Source organism: Streptomyces recifensis, from assembly GCF_002154615.1.
GTDB lineage: Bacteria > Actinomycetota > Actinomycetes > Streptomycetales > Streptomycetaceae > Streptomyces > Streptomyces griseoluteus.
The window spans coordinates 1-13,455 of record NZ_MUNH01000358.1 but is presented as its reverse complement, the minus strand read 5'-3'; the positions used below and the strand labels follow the sequence as shown (position 1 = coordinate 13,455).

The following is a 13,455-nucleotide window of genomic DNA, read 5'->3' as shown; positions in this document are numbered from 1 at the left end:
GTAGAAACCGAGGGCCCGGGACCTCGGCCTCACCGCCGTCGACCTGCACGCCCAGACCCGGGCCCTCGGTTTCTACGAGCGCCTCGGCTACACCGCGTACGGGCCGGAGTTCCAGGACGCCCAGATCGCGCACCGGGCGATGCGCCGCCCGCTCGGGCCCGCGTAGGACTGCCGTCCGAGCGCGGGCCGTTGACCGGGCTTTTCCGGCCGGCGTGGCAGGCTGGAGGCTTGCGGTGATCGTTTACCTCCGGAGCGCGCTACGTGGATCAGCTGGCCCTGTTGTTCGTGATCCTGCTCGCCGCCCTGGTGAGTGTGCCGGTGGGCGAGTACTTCAATCTTCCCGCGCCGGTGCTGATGACGGTGTTCGGCGGGGTGCTCGCCGTGCTGCCCTTCGTGCCCAACGTCGACATCCCGCCCGACCTGATCCTGCCCGCCCTGCTGCCGCCGCTGCTCTACGCGGCCGTACGGCGCACCTCCTGGCGGCAGTTCGCCGCGAACCTCCGGCCGATCTTCCTGCTGGCCGTCGCCCTGGTCTTCGTGACCACGATCTGCGTGGCCGCGGTCGCGCACGCCATAGTGCCGGGCCTGCCGGTCGCCGCCGCCGTCGCCCTGGGCGCGCTGATCGCCCCGCCGGACCCGGTCGCCGCGACCGCCGTCGCCGGTCAGCTGGGCCTGCCGCGGCGCCTGGTGTCCATCCTGGAGGGCGAGGGGCTGTTCAACGACGTCACCGCGATCGTGCTGTACCACGTGGCCATCGCCGCCGCGATCAGCGGTGAGTTCTCGCCCTGGGAGGCCGGGCTTGACCTGGTGCTCTCCGCGGTCGTCGCCGTCGCCGTCGGCCTCGCGCTCGGCTGGGGCGCCAACAAGCTGATGTCCCTGCTGGGCGACGCCACCCTCCAGATCGGTCTCTCCCTGCTGGTGCCGTACGCCTCCTACGTACTGGCCGAGGAACTGCACGGCTCGGGTGTGCTCGCGGTGCTCACCACCGCCCTGTTCCTCTCCGAGTACGCCACCGACGCCGACGACGTGATGACCCGGCTGGCCGGGCACACCTTCTGGGACATCATCGACACCCTCGTCACCGGCGTCGCCTTCGGGCTGATCGGCCTAGAACTGCACAACGCGGTGCGCACCGCCTCCGGCCGCTGGGCCGAGCTGCTCGGCTGGGCGGCGGCGGTCGCGGCCGTGGTGATCCTGGTCCGGCTGCTGTGGCTGCTGCCGGCGACCTGGCTGACCAAACGGCTGCACGCCCGGCGGGACATCGACGAGGAGATCCCGGTCGGCTGGCGCGAGACCGTGGTGATGTGGTGGTCCGGGATGCGCGGGGTGGCCTCGGTCGCGCTGGCCCTCGCCGTGCCGCTCACCACCAAGGACGGCAGCCCCTTCCCGGACCGGGACATCATCATCTTCATCGCCTTCGGGGTGATCATCGCCACCCTGGTGCTCCAGGGGCTCACCCTGCCCTCGCTGGTGCGCAGGCTCGGGGTGCGGGCCGACTCCGAGCGGGAGAAGGACTTCGAGAAGGAGCTGGCGGTCCGCGCGACCAAGGCGGCGCGGCGCAAGCTGCGGGAGATCGAGCAGGTCGAGGACCTCCCCGAGGAGCTGTCCGAGCAGATGCTCCGGCGCGCCTTCGACATCGGCATCCGCATCAGCCCCGACATGGGCGAGGAGGAGCGCCGGGAGGCCCACCACAAGCGGGCCCGGCGCCTGAAGCGGGTGCGGCAGATCCAGTCGGAGATGATGAGCGCCGCCCGCCACGAGGTGCTCGCGGCGCGCAGCGAGCCGGGGGCGGACCCGGAGATCGTGGACCGCGTACTGCGCCATCTCGACGTACGCAGCCTGCGCTGAGCCGCCCCCGGCTTCTTCCTCGGGGCTCCCTAGACCCGGCCGGTGCGCGGGAAGTCGTACGCCTTGCGCAGGGTGGCCCGGTCCGGGGAGGGGATCTGGTACGGGGCCTTCACCGCGTCGGAGGTGTTGACGCGGGGGAGCGCGTAGGGGTGCTCGGCGGAGAGCCAGGCGATCAGCTGCTCGCGGACCGTGACCCGGACCGTCCAGATGTCGTCCGCGTCCTTCGCGGTCACCAGGGCGCGCACCTCGATGGTGTTCGGGGTCGTGTCGGTCACCACCAGGCCGTAGGCACGTCCGTCCCAGGCGGGGCAGTGGCGCAGGATGTCGCGGAGCTTCTCCCGCATCGCCTCCACCGGCGCGCTGTGGTCGAGGTACCAGAAGACGGTGCCGGTCATCTGCGGGGTGCCGCGCGACCAGTTCTCGAACGGGCGCGAGGTGAAGTAGGAGACCGGCATGGTGATCCGGCGCTCGTCCCAGGTCCGTACCGTCAGGAAGGTCAGGGTGATCTCCTCGACGGTGCCCCACTCGCCGTCCACCACCACGGTGTCGCCGATGCGCACCATGTCGCCGAAGGCGATCTGCAGCCCGGCGAACAGGTTGGCCAGCGTCGACTGGGCCGCGACACCGGCCACGATGCCGAGGATGCCGGCCGAGGCCAGCAGCGAGGCACCGGCCGCGCGCATCTCCGGGAACGTCAGCAGCATCGCCCCCACCGCGACCACCCCGACCGTCGCCGACACCACCCGCATGATCAGCGTGACCTGGGTGCGCACCCGGCGTACCCGCGCGGCGTCCCGGTGCATCCGGGCGTACCGGCTGTACGAGGTCTCCACCACGGCGCCCGCGATGCCGATCACGAGCCACGCGGTGGACCCGATCAGCACCAGGGTCAGGGCCTGGCCGATGCCGATCAGGTGGCCGCGCAGCCACGGCACCTGGGCGTAGGACCCTCTGAGCAGGGCGGCGAGCAGGACGAGCTGGTAGGGGATGCGGCAACGGCGCAGCAGGTCCCACAGCGGGGTCTCGCCGTGCCGTTCGTCGGCCTTGCGCAGCAGCAGATCGGTGGCCCAGCCGAGCAGCACGGTGAGCGCGACGGCACCGCCGACCACGGCCAGGGGCCGGATGACGTTCTCCATGAGGGGGAACGTAACCGCGTGGCGGCGGCATGAACCTGTGTGTTCGGTCTCGTGCTGGGTAGACGGGCCCGCGCCGGTAACGCCCTGACCTGGTGCGGCTGGCACCATGGGGGGCATGAACATCATGCTCTTTCACTCGGCCTACGGGCTCACCCCCGCGGTGCGCGACGCGGCGGACCGGCTGCGCGCGGCCGGGCACGAGGTGTGGACGCCGGACCTCTTCGAGGGCCGCACCTTCGACTCGGTCGAGGAAGGCATGGAGTACCAGCAGTCCGTGGGCAAGGAGGAGCTGCTCAAGCGGGCCGTGCTGGCCGTCGCCCCCTACTCCGACCGCGGGCTCGTCTACTCGGGGTTCTCGCTCGGCGCCTCGGTCGCGCAGACCCTGGCCCTGGGCGATGACAAGGCGCGCGGGCTGCTGCTTCTCCAGGGCACCTCGGACATCGCGCCGAACGCCTTCACGGACGAGCTGCCGGTGCAGCTGCACGTGGCCGAGCCGGACCAGTTCGAGACGGACGACTGGCTGAGCGCCTGGTACCTCCAGATGGGCCGCACCGGCGCGGACGTCGAGGTCTACCGCTACCCCGGCGCGGGTCACCTCTACATGGACCGCGACCTGCCCGACTACGACGCCGAGGCCGCCGAGGCCACCTGGCGGGTGGCGCTCGGCTTCCTCGAGAGCCTCTAGCCCTGGGCGGCTACACGGGCGTGTAGCTCCGTTCGACCTTCTGCGTCCCGCTGCGGGTGCGGTACGAACGCGCCCACGCCGAGCTCGCGCCGGGGTTCGCACGGTCGGAGATCACGTAGTAGTCCATCTGCGCGCGCTCGGCGGTGATGTCGAGCACGCCGTAGCCGTGGCGGTCGGTGTCGACCCAGTGGACGTGCCGGTTGGCGGCCTGGATGACCGGCGCGGCGACGGCGGAGACGGTGCCCTGGGGGACCTTCACGATGTCGTCGAGGTTGTCCGAGGTGAGCGAGGTGACCACGAACTCGGTGGCAGCCGACGCCGACAGCGGGTAGGTGCCCGCGTCGTAGGGCACGTCGTTGGCCCACGCCATGTGGATGTCACCGGTGAGGAAGACGGTGTTGCCGATGGCGTTGGCCTTGAGGTGGGCCAGGAGTTCGCGCCGGTCGTCGGTGTAGCCGTCCCACTGGTCGGTGTTGACGGCGATGCCCTCCTGCGGCAGCCCGAGCAGCTTCGCCAGCGGCCGGAGCAGATCGGCGGAGAGCGCGCCCACCGCGAACGGCGAGATCATCACCGAGTTGCCGACCAGCCGCCACTTGGTGTCCGAGGCCTTCAACCCGGCCTTGAGCCAGTCCAGTTGGGCCCGCCCGGTGAGCGTGCGGTCCGGGTCGTCCACCGAGCCGGAGGCGGTCGCCGCCTGCTGGGAGCGGAACGAGCGCAGGTCCAGCAGGGACAGGTCGGCCAGCTTGCCGAAGCGCAGCCTGCGGTAGGTGGTGCCCGCGACGGCCGGGCGGACCGGCATCCACTCGAAGTACGCCTGCTTCGCGGCCGCCTGGCGGTCCGCCCACGCGCCCTCGGCGCCCTCGGTGTGGTTGACCGCGCCGCCCGACCAGTCGTTGTCCGCGAACTCGTGGTCGTCCCAGATGGCGACGACCGGCGCGGCCAGGTGCAGCGCCTGGAGGTCGGGGTCGGTCTTGTAAGTGGCGTGCCGTATCCGGTAGTCGGCCAGGGTGAGGATCTCGTGCGCGGGGGAGTGCGGGCGCACCACGGTGCCCCGCGTGCCGTACTCGCCGGTGCCGTACTCGTAGATGTAGTCGCCCAGGTGCAGCCAGGCGTCGAGGTCGCCGCGGGCCGCGAGGTGGCGGTAGGGGCTGAAGTAGCCCGCCTCCCAGTTGGCGCAGGAGACCACGCCGAAGCGCAGGCCCGGTACGGCCGCGTCGGGGGCGGGCGCGGTGCGGGTGCGGGCCACCGGGGACTCGGCGCCGCCGCTGGTGAAGCGGAACCAGTAGTCGGTGCCCGGCTGGAGCCCCCGGATGTCGGCCTTCACGGTGTGGTCGGTGGCCGCCGTGGCGGTGGTGGAGCCGGTGGCGACGACGTCGGTGAACGCCTTGTCGCGGGCGACGGCCCAGCCGACCTCGGTGTCCGGGCCGATCCCGGAGCCGGGCAGTGCCTCGGGCACGGGGGTCACCCGGGTCCAGAGCAGGATGCCGTCGGGCAGCGGGTCGCCGGAGGCGACGCCGTGCCGGAAGACGGGGGCCGCGGTGGCGGCGCGCGCCGGGAGGGCCGCGGCGAGCGGCCCGGCCAGGACGGCGCCGGCCGCCGCGGCCTTGACGACCGTACGGCGGCTGGGCGCAAGGGTGTTGCGGGCCGGTACGGCCTCGAGGGATCTGTGGGGTCTGGTCACGGCCGATCAGGTTACTGATCGGTAAGCCCGAAGAGCGGGCGAACCCCGAAAGTTCGCCCGCTCTTCACGCGGTGCCTCGCACCGCGAAGGGCTCAGCCCTTGAGGGCCTTGGTGATCGCGGTGACGTACTCGCCCTGCGTCATCGGCGCGTTCTGGCCGTCGGAGCCGGTGACCTTCTTGCCGTCCATCAGCAGCGTCGGCGTGCCCTGGAAGCCGTACTTCTTGCCGTCGGTGTTGAACTTGTCGCTCATCACCAGCGCCCACTTGTCGTAGGTGCCGTCCTTCACGGCCTTCCGGAAGGACGCGTTGCCCTTGAGCGCGGGCACGGTGTCCGCCACCTTGATCAGGTAGTCGTCGCTCTTGAACTTGTCGTCCTGCTCGTCGGGGTGGTACTTCGCCGAGTACAGCGCCGCCTTGTACTTGAGGAACGCCTCCGGGTCGACGTTCAGGGCCGCGCCGAGCGCGCTGAGCGCGTTCTTGGAGCCCTCGCCCGGGATGTTGTTGTCGATGAAGGTCGCGCCGACGTACTGGATCTTGTACTTGCCGTCCGCGACGTCCTTGTCCACCGTGGCGCCGGACGCCTGCTCGAACTGGGCGCAGACCGGGCAGCGCGGGTCCTCGTACATGGTGAGGGTCTTCTTCGCGGTGTCCTTGCCGATGACGACCGTCGTGCCGTCCTTGCCCGTGGTGTGGGCGGGCTTGACCAGGGTGGCCTTCTTCGCCGCCTCCCAGCCGCTCGGCTTGTTGTTCTGGACGACCGCGTAACCTATGCCGCCCGCGGCGGCGAGGACCGCCACCACCGACAGGCCGACGATCGCCTGGCGCTTCACCTTGTCCCGCTTGGCCTGGCGCTCGCGCTCCTCGCGCAGCCGCTCACGCGCCGCCGTCTTCGCCGCCTGGGTGTTCCGCTTGCTCATGTTGGTGATCTCCATAGGGGACGCGCACATGCCGAATCCGAGGTAGGTGTGCGCGGGATATGTGTGGGGAACGGGGTCGTGCCCGGTGTCGCTCAGCGGTGGGCGAGCGCGGGGGAGCACGGCGGTCCGCGCCGTCCCAGAGAGTGCGCGAGGAGCAGGGCGGCCCGCGCGGCGGCCGGGCGCGGCGCCGGGCCGGGCATCCGGCGGGCCGGGGCCGGCCGGACCGCACCGGCGGCCACCGCCAGCAGCAGCGGCCGGAACGTGGTCGCCGCGACGGCCCCCACCAGCCCGGCCAGGGCCCGCTCGCCCCGGCGCAGCCAGGCGGCGGCCAGCAGCCCCACCCCGATGTGCGCGGCGAGCAGCAGCCAGGAGGCGGCCGGGTCGGTGTGCGCGAGCAGCGCGCCCGCGCGGTCCGGGGAGCCGGGGACACGGGCCAGCGGGCCGCCCACGGCGCCGCCCCGGCACAGCAGGTCCAGGCCCACCGCGTGCAGCGGGCCGGTGACCGGGCCGCCGGCCCGGCCGTAGCAGGCGTGCTGCCCGGTGGTGAACACGGTGTCGGCGGCCAGCTCCAGCGGGACCAGCAGGGCCGCGATCGGGCCGAAGCCGCGCTCCCGGCCCGCCAGCGCGTACGCGGCGGTGAACACCCCGGCGGCGACCGCGAGGACGGTCGCCGCCGGCAGCGGGGACCGCGACAGCAGCACGTGCGACGCGGTGCTGAGCGTCACGGTGAAGGCCGTGAACAGCGCCGCGCGCACGGCTCTGAGCTGGGTCCCGGATATGTCCATAGCGAGAGGAGAGTGTGTCACGGACCGCTGTGAGACACCCGTAAAGGGTGGGCGGCGGTCACAGCCCCGGAATCCGGCCGTTGCGGAACAGGTCCAGGAACGTCTGGTGGTCCGCGCGGGCCCGGGCGCCGTAGCTGTGCGCGAAGTCCACCAGCAGGGGCGCGAACCCCTCCTCGTCACCCGCGATGGCGGCGTCGATGGCCCGCTCGGTGGAGAACGGCACCAGGGACTCGCCCGAGGTGGTCTCGTCCGCCGCCGCGTGCATGGTGGCCGTGGCCCGGCCGAGGTCGGCCACGACGGCCGCGATCTCCTCCGGGTCGTCGATGTCGCTCCAGTCCAGGTCGACCGCGTACGGCGAGATCTCGGCGACCAGCTGGCCCGCGCCGTCCAGCTCGGTCCAGCCCAGCCACGGGTCGGCGTGCGACTGCAGGGCGCGCTGGGAGATCACCGTGCGGTGGCCCTCGTGCTGGAAGTAACCGGCGATGGCCGGGTCCGTGATGTGCCGGGAGACGGCCGGGGTCTGCGCCTGCTTGATGTAGATCACCACATCGTTCTCCAGCGCGTCCGTCGCCCCCTCCAGCAGAATGTTGTACGAGGGCAGCCCGGCCGAGCCGATGCCGATGCCCCGCCGCCCCACGACGTCCTTGACCCGGTACGACTCCGGGCGCGCCAGCGAGGTCTCCGGGAGCGTCTCCAGGTAGCCGTCGAAGGCGGCCAGCACCTTGTACCGGGTGGCCGCGTCCAGCTCGACCGAGCCGCCGCCCGGCGCGAACCGGCGCTCGAAGTCGCGGATCTCGGTCATCGACTCCAGCAGCCCGAACCGGGTCAGCGAGCGGGCGTCGCGCAACACGTCCAGCAGCGGGCCCTGGGCGGTGTCCAGGGTGAAGGGCGGCACCTCGTCGTCCTTGGCCCCGGTGGCCAGGGCGCGGATGCGCTCGCGGTAGGCGACCGCGTAGACCGTCACCAGCTCGGTGATCTGCTCGTCGCTGAGCGCCTTGGCGTACCCGATCAGCGCGATGGAGGCGGCGAAGCGCTTGAGGTCCCAGGTGAAGGGGCCGACGTACGCCTCGTCGAAGTCGTTGACGTTGAAGACCAGGCGGCCGTTGGAGTCCATGTAGGTGCCGAAGTTCTCGGCGTGCAGGTCACCGTGCACCCACACCCGCGAGGTGCGCTCGTCCAGGTACGGGCCGCCCCGCTTCTCGGCGTCCAGGTCGTGGTAGAAGAGGCCCGCCGTGCCCCGGTAGAAGGCGAAGGCGCTCGCGGCCATCTTGCGGAACTTCACCCGGAAGGCGGCCGGGTCCGCGGCCAGCAGCCGCCCGAAGGCGGTGTCGAAGACGGCGAGGATCTCCTCGCCGCGCTGCTCGTCACTGAGCTGGGAAACCGGCATCGCGGGGTGCCTCCTGGTGCGGGATCGTGCGTGAGGTGTGCGGGAACACGGGAGGAGCCCTGCCGCCGTGCCCCCCGTCCACAACGGGCGACGCCGCGCCGGAGTGCCCGGTTCCCACCTGAAGGTACGCGGACCGGGCCCGGCGGTGTCAGTGCCGGGGCATAGACTTCCTCGCTGTCCCCTTCTTGTTCATCCGGAGGCCGAAACCGTGTCGAAGCCGCCCTTCACGCACCTGCACGTCCACACCCAGTACTCGCTGCTGGACGGTGCCGCGCGGCTCAAGGACATGTTCAACGCCTGCAATGAGATGGGCATGACGCACATCGCCATGTCCGACCACGGCAACCTGCACGGGGCGTACGACTTCTTCCACTCCGCGAAGAAGGCCGGGATCACCCCGATCATCGGGATCGAGGCGTATGTCGCCCCCGAGTCCCGGCGCAACAAGCGCAAGATCCAGTGGGGCCAGCCGCACCAGAAGCGGGACGACGTCTCCGGCTCCGGCGGTTACACCCACAAGACGATGTGGGCGGTGAACAGGACCGGCCTGCACAACATCTTCCGGCTGTCCTCCGACGCGTACGCCGAGGGCTGGCTGCAGAAGTGGCCCCGGATGGACAAGGAGACCATCTCCAAGTGGTCCGAGGGGATCGTGGCCTCCACCGGCTGCCCCTCCGGCGAGGTGCAGACCCGTCTCCGGCTCGGCCAGTTCGACGAGGCCCTGAAGGCCGCCTCCGACTACCAGGACATCTTCGGCAAGGACCGGTACTTCCTGGAGCTGATGGACCACGGCATCGACATCGAGCACCGGGTCCGCGACGGCCTGCTGGAGATCGGCAAGAAGCTCGGCATCCCCCCGCTGGTCACCAACGACTCGCACTACACCTACGCGCACGAGGCGGCCGCCCACGACGCCCTGCTGTGCATCCAGACCGGCAAGAACCTCTCCGAGCCCGGCCGCTTCAAGTTCGACGGCACCGGCTACTACCTGAAGTCCACGGACGAGATGTACGCCATCGACTCCTCCGACGCCTGGCAGGAGGGCTGCGCCAACACCCTCCTGGTGGCGGAGATGGTCGACACCACGGGCATGTTCGAGGCCAAGAACCTCATGCCCAAGTTCGACATCCCGGACGGCTACACCGAGGTCACCTGGTTCAAGGAGGAGGTGCGCCGCGGCATGGAGCGCCGCTTCCCGGGCGGCATCCCCGAGGACCGGCAGAAGCAGGCCGAGTACGAGATGGACGTCATCATCTCGATGGGCTTCCCCGGCTACTTCCTCGTGGTCGCCGACTTCATCATGTGGGCCAAGAACAACGGCATCGCGGTCGGCCCCGGCCGAGGCTCCGCGGCCGGTTCGATCGTCGCCTACGCCATGGGCATCACCGACCTCGACCCGATCCCGCACGGCCTGATCTTCGAGCGGTTCCTCAACCCCGAGCGCATCTCGATGCCCGATGTCGACATCGACTTCGACGAGCGCAGGCGCGTCGAGGTGATCCGCTACGTGACCGAGAAGTACGGCGCCGACAAGGTCGCCATGATCGGCACCTACGGCACCATCAAGGCCAAGAACGCGATCAAGGACTCCGCGCGCGTGCTGGGCTACCCGTACGCGATGGGCGACCGGATCACCAAGGCCATGCCCGCCGACGTCCTCGGCAAGGGCATCAACATCGACGGCATCACCAACCCCGAGCACCCCCGGTACTCGGAGGCCGGCGAGGTCCGGTCGATGTACGAGAACGAACCGGACGTGAAGAAGGTCATCGACACCGCGCGCGGTGTGGAGGGCCTGGTCCGGCAGATGGGTGTGCACGCCGCCGGCGTGATCATGTCCAGCGAGACCATCACCGAGCACGTCCCGGTGTGGGTGAGGCACACCGACGGCGTGACCATCACCCAGTGGGACTACCCGAGCTGTGAGTCGCTCGGCCTGCTGAAGATGGACTTCCTGGGCCTGCGCAACCTCACGATCATGGACGACGCCGTCAAGATGGTGAAGGCCAACAAGGGGATCGACATCGATCTCCTGAGCCTCCCGCTCGACGACCCCAAGACCTTCGAGCTGCTCCAGCGCGGCGACACCCTCGGCGTCTTCCAGTTCGACGGCGGCCCCATGCGCTCGCTGCTGCGCCTGATGAAGCCGGACAACTTCGAGGACATCTCCGCCGTCTCGGCCCTGTACCGGCCGGGCCCGATGGGCATGAACTCCCACACCAACTACGCCCTGCGCAAGAACGGGCAGCAGGAGATCACGCCGATCCACCCGGAGCTGGAGGAGCCGCTCCGGGAGGTCCTGGACGTCACCTACGGCCTGATCGTGTACCAGGAGCAGGTGCAGAAGGCCGCCCAGATCATCGCGGGCTACTCGCTCGGCGAGGCCGACATCCTCCGCCGGGTGATGGGCAAGAAGAAGCCCGAGGAACTGGCGAAGAACTTCGTCCTGTTCCAGAAGGGCGCCCGCGACAAGGGCTTCAGCGACGAGGCCATCCAGGCGCTGTGGGACGTGCTGGTCCCGTTCGCCGGATACGCGTTCAACAAGGCGCACTCCGCCGCGTACGGCCTGGTGTCCTACTGGACCGCCTATTTGAAGGCCAACTACCCGGCCGAGTACATGGCGGGCCTGCTGACCTCGGTCAAGGACGACAAGGACAAGTCCGCGGTCTACCTCAACGAGTGCCGCCGCATGGGCATCAAGGTGCTCCCGCCGAACGTCAACGAGTCGGAGTCCAACTTCGCCGCCCAGGGCGACGACGTGATCCTCTTCGGCCTCTCCGCGGTGCGCAACGTGGGCACCAATGTGGTCGAGGCGATCATCCGGGGCCGCAAGACCAAGGGGAAGTACCTCTCCTTCCCGGACTACCTCGACAAGGTCGAGGCGGTCGCCTGCAACAAGCGCACCACCGAGTCGCTGATCAAGGCCGGCGCCTTCGACTCGATGAACCACACCCGCAAGGGCCTCACCGCGCAGTACGAGCCGATGATCGACAACGTGGTCGCGGTCAAGCGCAAGGAGGCCGAGGGGCAGTTCGACCTCTTCGGCGGCATGGGCGACGACGCCGGCGACGAGCCCGGCTTCGGACTGGACGTCCAGTTCACCGACGAGGAGTGGGAGAAGACCTATCTCCTCGCCCAGGAGCGGGAGATGCTCGGTCTCTACGTCTCCGACCACCCGCTCTTCGGCCTGGAGCACGTGCTCTCCGACAAGGCGGACGCGGGCATCTCCCAGCTGACCGGCGGCGAGCACTCCGACGGCGCGGTGGTGACCATCGGCGGCATCATCTCCGGTCTCCAGCGCAAGATGACCAAGCAGGGCAACGCCTGGGCCATCGCCACCGTGGAGGACCTCGCGGGCTCCATCGAGTGCATGTTCTTCCCGGCGACCTACCAGCTCGTCTCGACCCAACTCGTCGAGGACGCCGTGGTGTTCGTCAAGGGCCGGCTCGACAAGCGGGAGGACGTGCCGCGGCTGGTCGCCATGGAGCTCCAGGTGCCCGACCTGTCCAACGCGGGCACCAACGCCCCCGTGGTGCTGACCATCCCGGCGGTCCGGGTCACCCCGCCGATGATCAGCCGCCTCGGCGAGATCCTCACCCACCACAAGGGCGACAGCGAGGTCCGCATCAAGCTCCAGGGCCCGCGCAAGACCACCGTGCTGCGCCTGGACCGGCACCGGGTCAAGCCCGACCCCGCGCTCTACGGCGACCTGAAGGTCCTGCTCGGCCCGTCCTGCCTGACCGGCTGAGCCCGGCGGGGGCGCCGGGCCAAGGCGATACGCAGAGCAAAAGGGGCGCACCCCGCGGAGGTGCGCCCCTTTTCGTATGCCCGCCGTGGGCTCAAATGCCCTGTGGCGTCATTCAGTTGTGGCCGAAGCGCTTGTTCTGCTTGCGGGTGTAGTCCTGCTGGCCGCCCGCGATCTGGGCGGTGGCCTCCTGCGCCTCGGGGGCCTGCTCGCTCGAACGCTGGGACTGCTCGGCCTGGGAAGCGCGGTTCTTCGGGCCGGTCTGCTTGCGGTTCTTGTTCTTGGCCATGGGGATCTGCCTCCTGAAGGGGGTCTAGGGGCCAGGGCCGAAATTAGATTCACATACGCTGACATCAAGCGCATGTCGGATAATTACCGTGTGTGACAGGGCTGATGGGGACACCGGCTCCCGAAACGCCACGCCGAAGATCGAGTTCCGGCCGTTAACCCCCGCGCGGTCGGGCAGACTCGAAGGAACGCCGAAGCAATACCTCCCGGAAAGAGGGTGAGTCGCGTGGACCGCTGCATCGTCCTGGTGGACGCCGGGTATCTGCTGGGAGCCGCCGCGAGCCTCCTCGCCGGTGAGCCCTCGCGGTCCCGGATCATCGTCGACCACACCGCGCTCATCCAGGCGCTGCGCGAACGCGCCGAGTCCGAGACCGGCCGCCCGCTGCTGCGCATCTACTGGTTCGACGGCGCCCCGGACCGGGTCCCCCAGCCGGAGCACCGCAGGCTCAGGGTGATGCCCCGCGTGACCGTCCGGCTCGGCGCCCTGACCAGGAGCGACGGCCGCTGGGCGCAGAAGGGCGTCGACGCGGCCATGCACGCCGAGCTGACCGAGCTGGCCCGTAACCGCGCCTGCTCCGACATTGTCCTCGTCACCGGCGACGGCGATCTGCTGCCCGGCATGATGGCGGCCAAGGAGCACGGCGTCGCCGTCCACCTGTGGGCCGTGCAGGCCGCCGACGGGGACTACAACCAGTCCGAGGACCTGGTCGCCGAGGCCGACGAACGGCGTGTGCTGGACCGCGCCTGGATCATCAAAGCGGTCCGCGCCAAGGAACTCACCGGTGTCTGCGCCCCGCCCCCGGCGCCGCGTCCCGAGATCGCCGCGATCCTCTCCGCCCCGCTGCCCGAGTCCGCGCCCTCCGGCCGCGAACGCACCGCCGAGGACGAGACCCACCGCCCGGCCGCCCCCGTCTCGGAGAACGGCACGCAGGACCGGGCCGCCGTCCACAAGGGCGTCCCCACCCCGAAGGACCTGGCCGCGC

Annotated in this window: 10 protein-coding genes and 1 pseudogene; 5 read left to right on the top strand and 6 right to left on the bottom strand. The window is 70.4% G+C overall.

Annotation, left to right across the window (positions count from 1 at the left end):
• Positions 1-13 precede the first annotated feature (13 nt).
• Together CCN33_RS19070 and CCN33_RS19065 are read left to right on the top strand one after the other, a co-directional pair.
• Positions 14-166 (top strand): annotated as a pseudogene (locus CCN33_RS19070) (GNAT family N-acetyltransferase); the annotation flags it as partial.
• Positions 167-261: 95 nt separating this feature from the next.
• A complete protein-coding gene (locus CCN33_RS19065; protein WP_086694784.1) occupies positions 262-1,848 on the top strand; it encodes a Na+/H+ antiporter in 1,587 nt (528 codons plus the stop codon).
• Between the two features lie 29 nt (positions 1,849-1,877).
• Here CCN33_RS19065 and CCN33_RS19060 read toward each other — a convergent pair whose 3' ends face one another.
• Positions 1,878-2,984 carry a mechanosensitive ion channel family protein gene (locus CCN33_RS19060; protein ID WP_086694783.1) on the bottom strand — a complete coding sequence of 369 codons (1,107 nt, stop codon included), beginning with the start codon at positions 2,982-2,984 and terminating at the stop codon, positions 1,878-1,880.
• A gap of 115 nt (positions 2,985-3,099) precedes the next feature.
• Between CCN33_RS19060 and CCN33_RS19055 the strand changes: the two genes are divergently transcribed.
• Positions 3,100-3,669, top strand: coding sequence for a dienelactone hydrolase family protein (locus tag CCN33_RS19055; RefSeq protein WP_086694786.1), 570 nt, complete (start codon positions 3,100-3,102; stop codon positions 3,667-3,669).
• Between the two features lie 10 nt (positions 3,670-3,679).
• Here CCN33_RS19055 and CCN33_RS19050 read toward each other — a convergent pair whose 3' ends face one another.
• The 4 genes from CCN33_RS19050 to CCN33_RS19035 all read right to left on the bottom strand — a co-directional run bounded on the left by CCN33_RS19050 (position 3,680) and on the right by CCN33_RS19035 (position 8,439).
• Positions 3,680-5,350 carry an alkaline phosphatase D family protein gene (locus tag CCN33_RS19050; RefSeq protein ID WP_086694782.1) on the bottom strand — a complete coding sequence of 557 codons (1,671 nt, stop codon included), beginning with the start codon at positions 5,348-5,350 and terminating at the stop codon, positions 3,680-3,682.
• A gap of 92 nt (positions 5,351-5,442) precedes the next feature.
• Positions 5,443-6,267 (bottom strand): thioredoxin domain-containing protein, encoded by an 825-nt coding sequence (locus tag CCN33_RS19045; RefSeq protein WP_086694785.1) that lies wholly within the window; start codon positions 6,265-6,267, stop codon positions 5,443-5,445.
• A 92-nt stretch (positions 6,268-6,359) separates the two neighbouring features.
• Positions 6,360-7,052, bottom strand: a complete 693-nt coding sequence (locus CCN33_RS19040; RefSeq protein ID WP_086694781.1) for a hypothetical protein — start codon at positions 7,050-7,052, stop codon at positions 6,360-6,362.
• Between the two features lie 58 nt (positions 7,053-7,110).
• Positions 7,111-8,439: a DUF2252 domain-containing protein gene (locus tag CCN33_RS19035; protein WP_086694780.1), complete on the bottom strand. Its 1,329-nt coding sequence runs from the start codon at positions 8,437-8,439 to the stop codon at positions 7,111-7,113.
• Positions 8,440-8,647: 208 nt separating this feature from the next.
• Between CCN33_RS19035 and dnaE the strand changes: the two genes are divergently transcribed.
• Positions 8,648-12,187: a DNA polymerase III subunit alpha gene (gene dnaE / locus CCN33_RS19030; protein WP_086694779.1), complete on the top strand. Its 3,540-nt coding sequence runs from the start codon at positions 8,648-8,650 to the stop codon at positions 12,185-12,187.
• 112 nt (positions 12,188-12,299) lie between these two features.
• Here the strand turns inward: dnaE and CCN33_RS32115 are convergent, their stop codons facing one another.
• Positions 12,300-12,473: a hypothetical protein gene (locus CCN33_RS32115; protein ID WP_167387899.1), complete on the bottom strand. Its 174-nt coding sequence runs from the start codon at positions 12,471-12,473 to the stop codon at positions 12,300-12,302.
• 225 nt (positions 12,474-12,698) lie between these two features.
• Here CCN33_RS32115 and CCN33_RS19025 point away from each other — a divergent pair.
• Positions 12,699-13,455, top strand: a 757-nt coding sequence (locus CCN33_RS19025; RefSeq protein WP_140394594.1) for an NYN domain-containing protein, incomplete at its 3' end; no start/stop codon positions are given.